The 14,482-nt window shown below is 52.6% G+C and carries 14 protein-coding genes and 1 tRNA gene; 10 read left to right on the forward strand and 5 right to left on the reverse strand.

Annotated features, from left to right (window positions below):
• Positions 1-67 precede the first annotated feature (67 nt).
• The 8 genes from LN050_10100 to LN050_10135 all read left to right on the forward strand — a co-directional run bounded on the left by LN050_10100 (position 68) and on the right by LN050_10135 (position 7,988).
• Positions 68-1,351, forward strand: a complete 1,284-nt coding sequence (locus LN050_10100; protein UFS56089.1) for an O-antigen ligase family protein — start codon at positions 68-70, stop codon at positions 1,349-1,351.
• Positions 1,348-2,763 carry a 16S rRNA (cytosine(967)-C(5))-methyltransferase RsmB gene (gene rsmB, locus LN050_10105; GenBank protein UFS56090.1) on the forward strand — a complete coding sequence of 472 codons (1,416 nt, stop codon included), beginning with the start codon at positions 1,348-1,350 and terminating at the stop codon, positions 2,761-2,763. Before LN050_10100 ends, rsmB begins: the two co-directional genes overlap by 4 nt.
• 16 nt (positions 2,764-2,779) lie before the next feature.
• Positions 2,780-3,280 (forward strand): DUF4390 domain-containing protein, encoded by a 501-nt coding sequence (locus LN050_10110; protein ID UFS56091.1) that lies wholly within the window; start codon positions 2,780-2,782, stop codon positions 3,278-3,280.
• Positions 3,277-3,426: a hypothetical protein gene (locus LN050_10115; protein ID UFS56092.1), complete on the forward strand. Its 150-nt coding sequence runs from the start codon at positions 3,277-3,279 to the stop codon at positions 3,424-3,426. The genes LN050_10110 and LN050_10115 overlap by 4 nt, the downstream gene beginning before the upstream one ends.
• Entirely contained in the window at positions 3,423-5,693 is a 2,271-nt protein-coding gene (locus tag LN050_10120; GenBank protein ID UFS56093.1) for an ATP-binding protein, read from the forward strand. The genes LN050_10115 and LN050_10120 overlap by 4 nt, the downstream gene beginning before the upstream one ends.
• 56 nt (positions 5,694-5,749) lie before the next feature.
• The gene (locus LN050_10125; protein ID UFS56094.1) at positions 5,750-6,463 is read left to right on the forward strand and encodes a response regulator; all 714 of its coding nucleotides are present in this window, start codon (positions 5,750-5,752) and stop codon (positions 6,461-6,463) included.
• 162 nt (positions 6,464-6,625) lie between these two features.
• Positions 6,626-6,701: transfer RNA gene (locus LN050_10130), tRNA-Phe, on the forward strand.
• A gap of 78 nt (positions 6,702-6,779) precedes the next feature.
• The gene (locus LN050_10135; protein UFS56095.1) at positions 6,780-7,988 is read left to right on the forward strand and encodes an integrase; all 1,209 of its coding nucleotides are present in this window, start codon (positions 6,780-6,782) and stop codon (positions 7,986-7,988) included.
• 23 nt (positions 7,989-8,011) lie between these two features.
• Here the strand turns inward: LN050_10135 and LN050_10140 are convergent, their stop codons facing one another.
• Positions 8,012-8,203, reverse strand: coding sequence for a hypothetical protein (locus LN050_10140; GenBank protein UFS56096.1), 192 nt, complete (start codon positions 8,201-8,203; stop codon positions 8,012-8,014).
• A 416-nt stretch (positions 8,204-8,619) separates the two neighbouring features.
• Between LN050_10140 and LN050_10145 the strand changes: the two genes are divergently transcribed.
• Positions 8,620-10,164, forward strand: coding sequence for a hypothetical protein (locus LN050_10145; GenBank protein UFS56097.1), 1,545 nt, complete (start codon positions 8,620-8,622; stop codon positions 10,162-10,164).
• A gap of 66 nt (positions 10,165-10,230) precedes the next feature.
• Here the strand turns inward: LN050_10145 and LN050_10150 are convergent, their stop codons facing one another.
• Positions 10,231-10,938 (reverse strand): AAA family ATPase, encoded by a 708-nt coding sequence (locus tag LN050_10150; protein ID UFS56098.1) that lies wholly within the window; start codon positions 10,936-10,938, stop codon positions 10,231-10,233.
• A 38-nt stretch (positions 10,939-10,976) separates the two neighbouring features.
• Positions 10,977-11,702 carry a hypothetical protein gene (locus LN050_10155; GenBank protein UFS56099.1) on the reverse strand — a complete coding sequence of 242 codons (726 nt, stop codon included), beginning with the start codon at positions 11,700-11,702 and terminating at the stop codon, positions 10,977-10,979.
• A gap of 179 nt (positions 11,703-11,881) precedes the next feature.
• Here LN050_10155 and LN050_10160 point away from each other — a divergent pair, with 179 nt between their 5' ends.
• Entirely contained in the window at positions 11,882-12,580 is a 699-nt protein-coding gene (locus tag LN050_10160; protein UFS56100.1) for a hypothetical protein, read from the forward strand.
• Positions 12,581-12,601: 21 nt separating this feature from the next.
• Here the strand turns inward: LN050_10160 and LN050_10165 are convergent, their stop codons facing one another.
• On the reverse strand, positions 12,602-13,174 hold the full coding sequence (locus LN050_10165) for a site-specific integrase (protein ID UFS56101.1): 573 nt from the start codon (positions 13,172-13,174) through the stop codon (positions 12,602-12,604).
• 794 nt (positions 13,175-13,968) lie between these two features.
• On the reverse strand, positions 13,969-14,322 hold the full coding sequence (locus tag LN050_10170) for a hypothetical protein (GenBank protein ID UFS56102.1): 354 nt from the start codon (positions 14,320-14,322) through the stop codon (positions 13,969-13,971).
• Positions 14,323-14,482 lie beyond the last annotated feature (160 nt).

The raw sequence follows: 14,482 nt of genomic DNA on the forward strand, positions 1-14,482 counted from the left end.
GTGCAAGCCATTCGAGGCGTGCAAACCAAGCCAGTCGTTGCAAACTATGGTGTTTAATGACGTACCTATGGATATCACATCGACCCACAAACCATCAGCCCAGCCCACTGCAGTTGCCCGCGTTCAAGCCACCGCGAATGCGGCTCTGCCATGGCTGTTAGCCACCGCTATTGCAGCCTTGCCTTTTTACAAAGGGCTTTTCAACACCGCTATTGCTGCCTACATATTGTGTTGGTTGCTGTCTGGTAACTTTGCCCGCAAGTGGGCCCGCGTAAAGAGCAGCAAGCCCATTGCGTTGTGGGGTGTGCTGACCCTGTGGGTGTTGCTGGGCATGGTCTATGCGCAGTTGCCATTGGCAGAGCTGAGCAAGCCCACTACCTATGTGGTGAAGGCCATATTTATGCTGATGGCCGCCACTGCCATTGAGCGTGAGCATTTGCGCTACTACCTGGGCGTATTCGTGGTCACCAACGTGTGGGTCGTGTTGCTAACCGTTGGCTGGCGCGCAGGCTTTGTGCCTGTAACAATGCACGCCACGGTAGGCGACTGGTTGGCGCGTGCCAGTACAGACCACATCTCACAGGGCATACGCTTGTCGCTACTTGTGGGCCTGTTGTTGTACTTGGGCAGCAACAGGTGGCAACAATCCAAAGCACAGGCGCTTGGGCTGTTTATGTTGAGTGTGTTGGCTGCCCTCACCATTGGCTACTTTGCGACGGGGCGTACCGGTTACCTTGCGCTGTTGGCGTTGCTGGTGGTGTATGCCGCATGGCGCCGACCTTGGCGAGTTACCGCCGTAGGATTGCTCGCTGTTGCTGCTGTTGCGTGGGCCGCCTACCAAAGCTCAGACACGGTGCAAAGGCGTGTGCAACTTATAGTTTCCGAGTCGCAATTATCTGGCAATGAGCGAGACCATACCTCAGTGGGTGCGCGCTTGGCCATGTGGACGTTTGCAGCCCAAGCCATTAGCGAGAGGCCTCTGCTTGGCACTGGCTCTGGTGGCTATCCACAGGCTGCAAAGGCCCACTTTCAGGACGCGGTGACTTGCGCCATCAGCTGTTCACACGCCCACAACCAGTTCTTATTCTTTGGCGTTGAAAACGGCCTAATAGGGGTGGCTTTGTATGTGGCGTTCATCGTCAGTAGCTTGATGGCGGCATGGCGCACGGCAACGCCTCTTGTAAGCGGCGGCGCTGCTTGCGTCGTAGCGGTACTGGTAGCCGACAGTCTCACGCACGGCCCCTTCTGGATAGCCAATGAGTTTCACTTCTTTGCCGTGGCCATACCGGTGGCACTGGCTGCCATGGCCGCACACACGGCAACAAGCCCACAGGCTACAGCTTCAATATGACCGTAACGCAGCCCAGCCAAACCTTGGCAAACCAGCTGCCGTGGGTCGCTGCATGCGTCAAGGCTGTGGCAGGTGGGCGCAACGTAGACACTGCGCTGGCAAAAGCGCCTGCTGAGCTGCGCGCCGGCGTACAAGCGATTGCCTATGAGGTGTTGCGCAACTGGGCCTGGGCGCAAGCATTACTGCCCATGGTGGCCAAGAAAAAGCCACCAGAGCCAGCGCGCTCTATGTTGCTGGCTGCTATGGCGCTTCTGCGTCAGCCAAGCAACTATGTCAGCCATGCCGTGGTAGACCAGGCCGTATCGGCATGCAAGGCCAGTCACAAACTCAAAAACGCAGCCGGTTTTGTGAATGCCACGCTTAGAACGGTATTGCGTGACTATGTGGCCTTAGACCAGCAGGCTACAAGCGACTGGGTGGTGGCCTACAACCATCCCATATGGTGGATCAAGCGCCTGCGCGCGCAATACCCAGACCACTGGCAAACGGTGCTACAGGCCAATATGCAAGCCGCACCCATGGTGTTGCGCGTCAACCTTCAGCGCAATACCCAGCAAGCCTACCTAGACAAACTGGCGAATGCAGGCATACCGGCTACAGCGTTGGGCCATAGCGGCGTGCTGTTGGGCAAAGCGCAAGCCGTGGGCAAGTTGCCAGGTTTTGACGCGGGTGATGTGTCTGTTCAAGATGGGTCACCCCAGCTGGCCGCGCTGCTGTTGTGGGCCAGCCCGCACCTAAAAGCGTTGGCTTCGCAACCGGCGGTACGCGCCATCAAGCTGCTGGACGCCTGCGCAGCGCCCGGCGGCAAAACAGCGCATTTGTTGGAGGCCAGCCCAGCCCGGCCCAGTTCCAGCCAGTTCACCAGCCAGTCCACCAAGCAGTCCAAGCAAATGCTAGAGCTGACAGCTCTGGAAATTGACGCCACACGTGCCACGCGCATCACCCAAACTCTAGAGCGCTTGGGCTTGAGTGCGCAAGTGGTGGTGGCTGACGCTGCCTTGCCTGGTGACTGGTGCAACAGCGGGCCGTTTGATGCCATCTTGCTGGATGCGCCTTGCACCGCCTCTGGCATTGTGCGCCGTCACCCGGATGTGCCATGGCTGCGCCGCGAGACCGACATTGCACAACTGGTGGCGCAGCAGCGTGCGTTGCTTGAGGCACTGTGGCCACAGCTGGCACCGGGTGGGCGCATGGTGTATTGCACTTGCTCCACCTTCAAGGAGGAGGGGCAGTGGCAAATAGAGGCCTTTTTGGCGCGTCACGCCGATGCCAAGCTGCAACCCAGCGTGAGCCACATATTGCCGGCTGACGTGGATGGCGCATTGGCATCGCAAGCGCATCTGGCCATAGGTCACAATGAGGCCATGGGATTTGATGGCTTTTTCTATGCTGTGCTGGACAAGGCGCTGTAAAGCCGGCTGGGCACTCATGTGCGCGTTGCTGCTGAGCGCGCCTGCGTGGGCGGCCACGGCCAATGTGTCGCTACAACGCGATACCGATGGTTTGTACCTGAGTGCCGCGACCAACTGGCAGCCTGCACCCGCGGTGCTGGACGCGCTTGAGCGTGGCGTGGCCATGACATTCACCATGCAGGCCACTGTTATCAAGCCGCGCTGGTATTGGTTCAACAAAACCGTACAAACAACGACCCGCGTGAAGCGCTTGGCCTATCAGCCGCTGACCCGTCAGTGGCGTATCAGCTCTAGCACGGGCGTGGACGCATTGGCTGTGGCAGGCAGTGGTGTGGCGCTGCACCAAAACGTAGACGACTTAGACACGGCGCTGGCACTCATTAGCCGCGCCAAGCACTGGCGCATTGCCAGTGCCAATGCCTTGGATGAGGCGGCGGATGACCCAGCCGACTTGAGCGTGCGTTTTACCTTACGCTTGATTTGTCAGCATTGCCCAGGCCATTTCAGATTGGCGTGAACGACAACCCAGATTGGCAGCTGTCTGTTGACAGTGTGCACAGTGTGCCGGCTATAGATCAAGCGTCAGACAAAGCCACCGTACCAGCATCAGAACCCATTGACGGTGCACTTGTAGCGCCTGTAGATCAAGAGGTTTCGCAATGAGTGCCGCCCAAACAGGCCCCAATAAATGGACGCTAGGCGTTGGTGTTGCCTTCGCAATTGCGGTGGGCCTGGTGTTGCTGTTTTTGCTCACCCAAGCCACGGACAACAGCACCTTGTACGAGCGCTACTACGGCGCATTGGTGGGACTCAACATTGCCGCAGCAAGTGCCCTGGGTGTGGTGATTGTGTGGCTGCTGGTGAAGTTGTGGCAGCGGTGGCGTCAGGGTAAGTTTGGCAGCCAGCTGCTGGTCAAGCTGGTGCTAATTTTTGGCTTGCTAGGCCTTATACCCGGCGCACTGATTTATGTGGTGTCGTACCAGTTTGTCACCCGCTCTATTGAGAGTTGGTTTGACGTGCGCGTAGAGGGCGCGCTGAACGCCGGCCTTAACTTGGGCCGCAACACGCTTGACCTACTCAGCTCTGACTTGGGTGCGCGCACCGCCGCGTCTGCCACCGAGCTGGCCAGCCAGCGCGTAGACGTGTACACCTTGCAGCTGGAGCGTTTGCGCGAGCAACTACGCGCCACCGACGTGGCCGTGCTTTCAGGCACAGGCCAAGTGGTAGCCAGCGCAGGCGCGTCGCAGTTTAGCCTGGGTCTGGGTGCGGCACGCCCCAGCAGCCAAAGGCTTCAAGCCGCGAGGCAAAACGGCGTCACCACTTGGATAGATGGTTTGGATGACGGCACAGACGCTCAACGTGAGCAACCAGCAGATGCAACAAGCCAGGCATTCATACGCGCCGTGGCTTGGCTCACCCCCAATGCACTGGCTTTAAAAGACGAGTCACGCTATTTGCAGGTAAGCGTGCCGCTGTCGCCCACTTTGGCGGCTGATGCCTTGGCCGTGCAGCAAGCCAACCGCGAATACCAAGAGCGTGCTTTGGCCAGAGACGGCTTGCGCAGCATGTACATAGGCACACTCACCCTGGCGCTGGTGCTGACGGTGTTTGGCGCGGTGTTGGTGGCTGCCTTGCTGGGCAACCAGTTGGCCAAGCCCTTGTTGGTGCTGGCTGCGGGCGTGCGTGATGTAGCCAAGGGCGACCTTACGCCCAAGCTCATTGTACGTACGCGAGATGAGTTGGGTGGGCTCACACGCTCGTTTGCCGACATGACACAACAGTTGGCCGACGCACGCGCGGCTGTGCAGCTCAGCGTGTCTGAGCTAGACGCGGCGCGTGCCAGCTTGCAAACCATTTTGGACAACCTTACAGCCGGCGTCATGGTGTTAGACGCAGGCGGCCACATACAAAGCATCAACCCCAGTGCCCAGCGTATTTTGGGTGATGAACTGTTGCAACAAGTGGGGCAGCCTTTGGCAGGTGTTGCTGGCTTGCAAGAGTGGGCCCACGATGTGGGCCGCCAATTCAAGCGGCTGAGCGATGATCAGGCCGCCACCGAACAAATCACGGCTCAACAGTCGCACTGGCAACACAGCTACGAGCTACAAGCCAATGCGCACGGCTTGCAACACGACACCATTACGCTGCTGGCACGCGGTGCCTTGTTGCCCGGCTTGGGCCAGCTGCTGGTGTTTGACGATATTTCAGACTTGGTGTCTGCCCAGCGCGCCAAGGCCTGGGCTGATGTGGCCAGGCGTTTGGCCCACGAAATCAAAAACCCGCTAACTCCCATACAGCTGTCTGCCGAGCGCCTGAGCATGAAGCTAGACGGCAAGCTGCAGCCTGCCGAACAGGCCTTGGTGACCAAGTCTGTAAATACCATCGTGGCGCAAGTAGAGGCCATGAAGCGCCTGGTCAATGAGTTTAGAGACTACGCGCGTTTGCCTGCGGCGGTGTTGCACCCACTAGACCTGAATGCGGTCGTGCGCGATATTTTGAGCCTGTACGAAAACGCTGTTGTGCCGGTGCAGTTTGACGCCCAACCCAACATACCGCTGATAGAGGCAGACGACCAGCAACTGCGCCAGGTGATACACAACTTGGTGCAAAACGCACAAGACGCCAGCCTGGCCAACGAGGCCGTGCGCAAACCACTGGTGGTATTGCGCACACGCCTAAATGAGCAAGGTGACCGATTGCGCCTGCAGGTGCTGGACAGTGGCGCGGGCTTTACAGACGCCATATTGAAGCGCGCGTTTGAGCCCTACGTCACCACCAAAACCAAAGGTACAGGCTTGGGGCTTGCCGTGGTCAAAAAAATTGCTGACGAACACCATGCACAGGTACACCTTAAAAACCGCCTGGAAGCTGCACATGGTCAAGACTTGGTTGCGGGTGGGCAAGTGTCGGTGTCATTCCCGGTGGTATAAATGCAACACATCAACAACACAGTTGAGCACAGGTGAAAACGGAAGCCTAAAGGCCTATGGCAAACATATTGGTAGTTGACGACGAGCACGGCATACGTGACTTGCTGATAGAAATTTTGGACGACGAAGGTCACAACGTGACCTCGGCGCAAAACGCAGGCGAGGCCAGAGCCGCGCGCAACAACGCGCGCCCTGACTTGGTGTTGCTGGACATCTGGATGCCAGACACCGACGGCGTGTCGCTGCTTAAAGAGTGGGCCAGCAATGGCCAGCTGGACATGCCTGTCATCATGATGAGCGGCCACGCCACGATAGAAACAGCGGTAGAAGCCACGCGCATTGGCGCGCTTGCGTTTCTGGAAAAACCCATCACCATGCAAAAACTGCTGCAAGCGGTAGAGCTGGGCCTGAACAAGAGCGCTGCCAAAAACACAGCAACCCAAGCCGTGGCTGACAGCACAGCACACCAGCCCGCGCCAAGTGCTGGCCTGATGCCAGACGCACTGGGACAACAAGCCAGCGCCAGCAGCCACTACCAGCCCTCGCATGCCGCCCACACCAGCGCCAGCGTGCAACACTTTGAGCTAGACAAGCCATTACGCGAAGCCCGCGATGACTTTGAGAAAGCCTACTTTGAGTTTCATCTGAGCGCCGAAGGCGGCTCCATGACCCGTGTGGCGGACAAAACCGGCCTAGAGCGCACCCACCTGTATCGCAAACTGAAGCAACTGGGTATTGATTTGTCAAAAGCCAAAAAAGGCATGCTGTAGCGCGGCCCCATGCTGGCAGTCATTTGCCACCAGCAGCTGGCTGCTTTGGCCCAGCCTGCCACACCCAACGTGATTCGGCGTTCACATAACCCCGAGACAAATATGAAAAACTCGGCACTCAAGCTCTAACCAGCACTGTTTTGCTGTTAAACTATTTAGCTTGGCCCGGTAGCTCAGTTGGTAGAGCAGCGGATTGAAAATCCGCGTGTCGATGGTTCGATTCCGTCCCAGGCCACCAAATACTCACCGTAGTCTTGCAAAAGGCTACGGTGTTTTTGTTTGTGCATCTCATTCTGCTAGTGCTGTGCAGTAGACGATGCACAAGCTAGCCAACACTCACCATTGCACACCAACCACCACCATTCGCTTGCGTGACGGTGAGCTAGTCATTTACAAACGCAGCCGCAGCTTGCAGTACCAATGTCGCTACAAGCTAAGCGACGGCACTTGGACAAGAGCTAGCACTGGCAAAGCAGCTCTGGAGCACGCCATTGCTCGCGCATGTGATATCTACGATGAATCACGCTATCGACAGCGTCTTGGTTTAGCACACCGTGCACACTCTGTTGCACAGATTGCAGCTGTTTGCTGTGCTGAGCTACGGCAGCAGATAGATGCAAAAGGCAAGAAGACTGCGCTCAACGACTACTTGAGCATCATCGAGCGTTACTTTGTGCCTTACTTTGGCGAACGCTTGCTTGAATCATTGACGCACACAGACATACGTGAGTTTGAGCTGTGGCGCGATAGGCCGCTGTCTAGAGCTCCAAAGACAAGCACGCTCAACAATTTCACAAGTGCTTGGAGCAGATTGACTGCAGTAGCTGTAGAGCGAGGCTACATCAGTGAGCGAGTACCACTGCCAAAGCCCACAAGCAAGGGCATGAAGGGCACTACACGAGCAGCATTCAGCGGCGACGAGATGACTGCACTGCTAGCGTTTATGGAGCAGTGGTGCAAGCAAGGTGTCAAAGCTGTTCAGCGTGAAATTCGCCCTTTGCTGCGCGACTATGTAGAGCTGCTGCTGTTTACTGGCATGAGGCACGGCACAGAGGCGATGAACATACGTTGGCGCGACATAGAGTGGCACACAAAGGATGGTGTGCGCTACTTGCGCATACACGTGAGTGGCAAAACTGGCAGCAGATGGTTGATTGCCAAACACGCAGCCGTCCATGCGCTGCAACGGCTGCACGCTAGACAAAGGGATGTTTGTGAGATGTCGTTTGAAACCCTGTTTGCAGCGCGAGTGCAACAACTGCTGTTCAGATACAGCGATGGACATCAGCCACACAGCTTGGTTGGCACGTTTCGCAAGCTGATGCGTGACAGTGGCATGCTCAAGAACACACAAGGGCAGAGTCGCACGCTGTACTCAATACGCCATACCTACGCCACGCTTGCACTGTTGGAGGGTAGTGCAGACATACACACACTCAGCAAGCAGCTTGGCAACAGTGCAGCGATGATTGAGAGGCACTACAGCAAGCTCACAGCGACTATGGCAGCTGAGAAGTTGGCTTGAAGCTGTCGTTTAAAACCACAACTCTAAGACGATCCTTCAAGCTGCTTCAAGTACTGGCGCACTTGGATAACACCGCGTTTGCTCAGACAGTAGTACTTCGCACGCTTGTCATGTCCATGTTGACGCTCTATGAGCTCAAGGCGCTCCAAGCGTTCCACGCTTCGCTTGAGTGTTGGCAAGGATGATTGGCACATCACATTTAAAGACTTGAGCATGAGCGCAGACGGATGAACGCGAAACAGTTCAAGCAGAACTGTTAACTCGTCACGTCTACTGACTGCCAAAACGCTTCGTTCAAACGATTGCGCTGACAAAACTCTTGCAGCTGTCTCAAAAAACATGCTGCGATGATGCAGTCATTTCATGGTCAAAGTAAAAACTAAATGCAAAAACAGTATTTCAATAAAAAACAAAACGTTAAAAGATTTTTATGCTGATACATCACTGTTTTCGGCGCTAAATATTGCTAGACGCTATGTTTACGAGCTTACGCTAGGCGCTGTTTTTAGAACGACTTAGCAATGAAAAAAATCAAATTTACCTTTGGAGCAAAGCTCGCTCTTGTGTCTGCTGTTGTTGGTTTTGGTGCCTCAGTGTTCTTTCTAATAAAAGAGATCACTAGAGGTATGGCATGAACGAGCAGCGATTTGAGTCTTCAGACGAAATTGATCTAGGTAGGTTCTTTACTAACCTTTGGAGTAAACGGCTAGTCGTTGTTGTGTTTGTGGTTCTTGGCTTTGCTGTTGGTGGTGTGCAAGGACTCTTTTCGCAAGCAAGCTCATTCACCAACACGGTTGCTACTGTGCATGTCAAGCTGAACTTCAAAGGTGCAGAGCTTGGCGAGTATCCAAACGGCTCCAAGTACGCACCAACAGATGTGATTGCGAGCAAAGTGCTCTCAAGGGTGTATCGAGCAAACAGCCTGGATGACTACGACATTGAGTTGGAGGAGTTTGTATCTGCAGTCAACGCTTATCCGTGGATACCTAACCAAGCTGCAATGGACGCTAAGTACGCGGATCTTTTTAGTGAAAAAAAGCTAAGCGCACTTGATCGTCAAAAATTGGATGAGCAGTATCAACAAGAAACACGAAACAGCAATGGCAGATTTTTGATGCTGCAGTGGAGTGGAGACTCAGCTGCAAAAGTGTCCAAAGCGGTTGCACAGAAAGTGTTGGCAGATATTCCTAAGCAGTGGGCTTCTGTGAGTATTCAAGAGTACGGCGTGTTGGATCTTGAGGTTGTAGTGCCAAGCAAGTTGGATCAGTATCTACTTGATACTGCTGAGTACATCGTCGTTGGTGACTACCTACGCGACTTTGCGAGACAATTAAAAGTGGCTGCACTTGCGTTACAGCAAGATGCTGTCGTAGCAGTTTTAAAAGACGAACAAACTCAAAGCACAGTTGGTGATGTTGGCAAGCTCATACTGAACTTAGAAAACTTTCACTTGAGTACGCTGCAGCGAACGTTCCTCATTGCGCCGCCACGATCTAACGCTGAGGCGGCAAGTTTGTACTTGAGCAGTCGACAACGAGAGTTAGAAGAAAAAATTGCAGAAGCCGAGCGCAAGTCTGACGTGATCAATCGCGTCTACCGCGAGTACACGGACAGTGCTGAGACGAAGTCGGCGAGTACTCAAAATGCTGCAGACAAAAATGGCAATTTATCGCCTCAAATTGGCGACGACTTCTTGACAAAACTTATGCGTATTGGCGACGAACTATCTGATGCGAAGTACAAGCAAGACTTGCTGAAGGAGCGCAAAGAGTTGTCTTTTGAAGCCGCTGAGCTTGCAACTGAAAAGCAGCGTATTGAAGCTATTGTTGATGCATTGAGCCAGCCGCGCAGCGTGCAAGTTATCAGTAATCGTGAGGCACTAGACAAGAGCGTTAGCTACGTGGTGTCTGAGCTCTCAAACTATGCACAGACATTGGACAGAATCAATCTTATGGCACGTGCTGCAAAGCTAGGGAAAGTTGGCTCGTTGTACGAAGTCATCAGAGCGCCACAAGTGAGCAGTAGCAGCGTTGATGCGCTAAAAGCTGCGGTGAAGAATGCGTTGTTTGGTTTGCTTGGTGGTTTGTTTCTTGGAATATTCGTAGCGTTTATTCGCGTTGTGTTGCAAGAGGCACGCTCGCCAAAGTCGTCATCAAACCATGTCGTTGCTGTGTAGCGTGCCAAAGTCCAAATAAAAAGCCACTAGTGTTGAGCTAGTGGCTTTTTTGTTGTCTGACTAGGACTACTTGCTAGCAGCTTGTTTGATGCTGTTGAGTGCTGCTCTCGCAGCTGCATTGCCGCGCTGCACTTTTAGCATCAAACGCTGCAAGCTGAACATCACATTCCTAAACGAGCCATTGTTGCCACTGATGGCAGCTAACAGTTGACTGTCGTTTAAAACCACTTCTGCATCGCTTGCCATGCGTCGAGCGATTGGCAAAAACTCAGCATCTGCTGCTGCGTTCATCTCTATCAACACGCATCTATCCTTCAAACCCTTGTCTAACGCTGCGATGTTGTTGGTGGTGAGGATGAACACAGCACGCTTGTTGTTGAGCACTGTTTTCATGCTGCCTTGTGCGAGCTTGCTCAAGTTATCCACCTCATCAAAAATCAAGTAGTGCAAACCACTCGCATTCAAAGATTGCACGTTCATCATCTTTTTCACAGACTCCATAATCGTCGTGTTTGTATGCCCTTGCTGACAGCCAAAAAACTCAGCCTCCATTGCCAACGTGTCTTGTGTCTTGCCAAATTCGATAGCAGAAGGTAGCAAGCGTGCAAGCGTTGTCTTACCACTGCCAAATGTGCCATACAGCAAAATGCCACTCTTGCCTTCGTATGGAAAAGGTAAGCTGCCACTGACAATGTCTTCAATCAGTTCGCGTGATTCGTCGTTTCCAAAGACAATTTCGTCGATGGTGGTAGGGGTATATTCAAATTTGTTCATGTTTGTCTTTCGTTTGTTGATTTGTTGGTTGGTTATGTTTAAGCTGCTAGCTTGAAAGCTTCAGCGTTTTCGCTGTACATCGACAGCAGTGCAGCGTTCAGTGCAGTCGCTGAGCGAACGATTGACTTGATTGCAAAGCTGCCATCTGCTTGCTGCTCTGCAATCAGCACACACTCTTCGCCAACATAGTTGCTGTCGCTCATTTCACTCAGCTGTTTAGAGCTAACGCTTCCAAGTATTGGCATGCTTGAGATATGTTCTTGCATCATTTCTGCTTTGATTTTTGGACTGATGTACGTGGCACTCTTTGACAAGCGAACTTCTTGTATGCCACCACGCTGTTCAATCCAATCTGCCAAAGCACTTGGCAATACACCTTCCTTCTGTGCACTTCGCAGCACAAGCGAGTACGTGCTAACACGTCGTCTGTCTACATCGCCAAATACTGCTTTAACGATACGTGTCATCAGTGGACTTTCACGTTTAACGACTAGCTTGCGTTCCTTTAAAAACGCTTGCAGTTCATTGGCACGCTGCTTCGCAGCAGACACCTCCAAAGGAGCTCCATAAGACAAGCAGTCAGCAAGTACGCTATACAGCTGTTGGTTGCTTGTGCGAAAAGCGTTGTTTTGCCATTGCGTGCGTTTGTTCTCCATTGCTTGCAGTGAAGCTGCAGCTGTCATGTCAAATGCTGCCTCATTGGTAGCTGTTGCTGAAGTGTGTGTGTCGTTTGAAACGACAGCTGATTTGGTGGTAACTTGCATAAAAATCTCCAAAATATCGTGTAAAAAATTATCGTTTGCATTATTGCTTGCGATGTAATAATTATATTAAAATCAACGTTTTACAGCCATAAACGTCTTACGTGCTAGTATTAGATGTTAAGAATATGAGAAGATATTTTTCAGCACCAACTCCACGCTTTGGTAAGCAAAGCAGTCGTTTGTCGATTGGTAATCAGCAGCGCAGCCCTTACTATTGGTGGTGGCAGTACTTGCGTCGTAACGCTGACTACATAGCGTGCTGTGAGCGTGGTGGCAAAGGTAAGCTTGCAAAGCTCTACGCTGACTTTGGTGACGTTCGAAACGACAACTTCCACGAGTGGTGGACAAGTAACGATAGGGGAGTAACGCTATTCGCTGAGCAACATTTGGCAGTGCGTTTTGGCGAGTTGGCAAGCGCTGAGCAGTGGCAAGCTAGTTGGCACGCTGATGATGTGCTTGTGGTGGCTGTACCTTTGGAGATGAGCAAGCGTTCTATCAAGTCTGCGTTCGGCAAGCTATTAGATAAACGACACACAGACGTTAAACGTGGACGTCCATCTATTGCAAAGCTGAAAGAACACAGTACTGCTCTATATGCGCTAGAGCGCAACTACACCATTAATGGTTTGCAAAACACATTGGCTGTTTATGACTTGTGGATAGACAATCAAGCACGCAGCAAAGCAGATAAATTGGCACTGTGGCAAATAGCTGCAGAGCTGAAGCTAAACAGAGCTGCAATCAAAGACGCGACGAGTGACGATAGTGGCGATAGATTGAGTGGACGTAACACGCTTGGGGCTACTGTGCACCGCTATGTCACGCAAGCCAAGCGCATCATTGGCAATACAGCAAAGGGCAAGTTCCCCTTGTCGTAGCTGTGTCGTTTTAAACCACGCTCAAACCAACTCGACAGCTCTGCGCTTCACATCATCATTGACAGTGATGTAACGCTGTGTGGTTGCAATGCTCTTGTGACCAGCAAGTGAAGCAAGCACAAACACGCTGACACCTTGACTTGCGAGTGACGTTAAAAACGTCTTGCGTCCACTGTGACTGCTTGCACCTTTGATGCCAGCAGCTTTGAACAACCAGTAAAAGTGCTGTGACAGCACGTTGGCGCTGAATCCCTTGCGTGCACCACTGTAAGTTGTGAACAGTGCTTGCTCCTCCTCGTACCACTTGCGCGAGTTGATGTAGCACTGCAGTTCCTCTTGCAGTCGTGTGCTCACATACACAGTGCGTGCATGGTTGTGTTTGACGCGGTGAGCACCTAGATATATTTCTGCTCGAACCGTGCCGTTCGCATCGCGTACATCACACAGCTTCAAGTCTGCCACCTCGCTCACACGCAAACCACTCATCACCATCATCAACAGCATCGCTCTATCGCGTGCTGCAAACTTGCGTGTGCTGATGTAGTCGAGTGTGTGCGCAAGTTCCGCGCTGGTTAGTGATTTAGCTGCAGCCATTTGTGTTCCTCAAAGATTTTCAGTGTTGTTAGTGTGTTTTCATTGCCAGTGTTTGAGCAACCAAGTCCGTTCAATTTGGCGGTGCTTTGATGAGTTGTAGGTTTTCAACGCACTAGCACTTGGTTCACGAACTTTGTGTGTTCTCTTTGGCTGTGTATTTAGCTGAACGCTGCTGCGCTCTGCAAGCGTTTTGATATATGTGCTGCTGCTCAGCTCTTCATGCACCTCTTTTATGCGCTTAGACGAAGGATTTGACGTGTTTGCGTGTTGTGCTCGCTGTGCTCACAAATTCATCTGCAGCTCAAATATTTCTGCTGCGCAAAAAGTTGCGGTGAAGTACTTACAGAAGTGAGGTGGTGATTTGCACTCGGTGCTGTTTGTGAAGTGCTTACACTTCATTGGCAAGTAAGAGCAAGCAGCTGCTTGCTAGCAGTTCGCTCGTCGCTCTCTGCTGTGCTCTTCTGTCTTTTGACATGACTGTTTTGGAAATGTTTCGAGCAAACGACGGCTATGTCGCACAGTGTGCGAACAGTAGCTGTCGTTGTAGTCTGTTCCGTATAAAGTCCGTCGCAGTACAAGCATGAGTGAGTTTGACGGAAGACGTATGTATTAAAACTTCCAAACTGCTTCAGCATTGGTTTGCTTTGCAGATACTCAGCGGCACTCTCGTTCTACACAGCCTTCATGCCAACTGTGTAGTGATTGCAAAGTCATTAGCCGTCATATTTCCCTTTGCGTTTTTAGCCTTTGATAGCGCAGTGCTTTATCTGCGTGGTGTTGCCTTGGTGTTTGCCTTAGTGTTTGTTCTGTCTGTGCTGCCTGAACAATCGCTTGTTAGCTCGTGTGCAGATGTTGAGCACTTGGTAGGCACGCTTGTCGCTCAGTCGCGCTCGTTTGCGTTTGTTCTGGATGCACTTGAGGTAGTCGCCGAGTACCGTAGCTTGCTTACTGTCTATAAGCTCAAGCTGCGCATGCTCTGCGTGAATGCCAAGTGTTCGCTTCGCAGCTGCTTGTGCTTTAAGGAGTAGTGCGTCTGTCGTTGCAAACGTCGCTGCAGCTAAGCCTCTTTGCTTTAGCCACGCATCAGTTGCTTCAGTGTCACGCAATGCACTTACTCGAATTTGATATTGCTGTTCTTGTTTGTTCATGCAAGTATTTAGCATCTGCCAAACAAAACCTTGGCGAAACTGAAGCGTTGTTTGGCAATAAGTGCTGCAGTGCAGTGCAGTGCATGTGTGGCACTTTGACGCTCATCGCCTTTTTCGGTTGCTCAAGTTGTGGTGGTGACAACACACTAGCTGTATTGCA

It is taken from the genome of Comamonadaceae bacterium M7527, assembly GCA_021044545.1.
Taxonomy (GTDB): domain Bacteria; phylum Pseudomonadota; class Gammaproteobacteria; order Burkholderiales; family Burkholderiaceae_C; genus RS62.

What these genes read in the sequence shown, in the direction of transcription:
- LN050_10100 (UFS56089.1), top strand. Translation starts at nt 68, where the DNA reads ATGGATATCACATCGACCCACAAACCATCAGCCCAGCCCACTGCAGTT.
- rsmB (UFS56090.1), top strand. Translation starts at nt 1,348, where the DNA reads ATGACCGTAACGCAGCCCAGCCAAACCTTGGCAAACCAGCTGCCGTGG.
- LN050_10110 (UFS56091.1), top strand. Translation starts at nt 2,780, where the DNA reads ATGTGCGCGTTGCTGCTGAGCGCGCCTGCGTGGGCGGCCACGGCCAAT.
- LN050_10120 (UFS56093.1), top strand. Translation starts at nt 3,423, where the DNA reads ATGAGTGCCGCCCAAACAGGCCCCAATAAATGGACGCTAGGCGTTGGT.
- LN050_10125 (UFS56094.1), top strand. Translation starts at nt 5,750, where the DNA reads ATGGCAAACATATTGGTAGTTGACGACGAGCACGGCATACGTGACTTG.
- LN050_10135 (UFS56095.1), top strand. Translation starts at nt 6,780, where the DNA reads ATGCACAAGCTAGCCAACACTCACCATTGCACACCAACCACCACCATT.
- LN050_10140 (UFS56096.1), bottom strand. Translation starts at nt 8,203, where the DNA reads ATGCTCAAGTCTTTAAATGTGATGTGCCAATCATCCTTGCCAACACTC.
- LN050_10145 (UFS56097.1), top strand. Translation starts at nt 8,620, where the DNA reads ATGAACGAGCAGCGATTTGAGTCTTCAGACGAAATTGATCTAGGTAGG.
- LN050_10150 (UFS56098.1), bottom strand. Translation starts at nt 10,938, where the DNA reads ATGAACAAATTTGAATATACCCCTACCACCATCGACGAAATTGTCTTT.
- LN050_10155 (UFS56099.1), bottom strand. Translation starts at nt 11,702, where the DNA reads ATGCAAGTTACCACCAAATCAGCTGTCGTTTCAAACGACACACACACT.
- LN050_10165 (UFS56101.1), bottom strand. Translation starts at nt 13,174, where the DNA reads ATGGCTGCAGCTAAATCACTAACCAGCGCGGAACTTGCGCACACACTC.
- LN050_10170 (UFS56102.1), bottom strand. Translation starts at nt 14,322, where the DNA reads ATGAACAAACAAGAACAGCAATATCAAATTCGAGTAAGTGCATTGCGT.